Annotated in this window: 1 protein-coding gene; it reads right to left on the bottom strand. The window is 64.6% G+C overall.

Annotated features, from left to right (window positions below):
* Nucleotides 1–291: hypothetical protein (locus FLQ44_RS08140; protein ID WP_206208755.1), on the bottom strand; the 291-nt coding region annotated here is incomplete at both ends.

Raw genomic sequence — 291 nt, 5'->3', positions numbered from 1 at the left:
CGCCCGGCTCATCATCCATGGGAGCGATCAGGGCGATGCCGTCGGCCAGGCCGAGGGCGGTCTCGAAAGACTCGGCCAGACGCTGCTGCAGATCTTCACGGACCTTGAAACGGTCCACCACCACGTCGATGGAGTGCTTCTTCTGCTTGTCCAGCTTGGGCAGCTCGTCCAGCTCATGCAGCTTGCCATTGACCCGTGCGCGGACGAAGCCCTGGGCGCGCAGCTCCTCGAACACCGACAGATGTTCGCCCTTGCGCTCGCGGACCACCGGTGCCAGCAGCATCAGCTTGC

The sequence above is a fragment of the Vogesella mureinivorans genome, from assembly GCF_007644035.1.
Taxonomy (GTDB): Bacteria; Pseudomonadota; Gammaproteobacteria; order Burkholderiales; family Chromobacteriaceae; genus Vogesella; species Vogesella mureinivorans.
The sequence above is the reverse complement of the archived record's forward strand: the minus strand, read 5'-3'. Positions and strand labels throughout refer to the sequence as shown.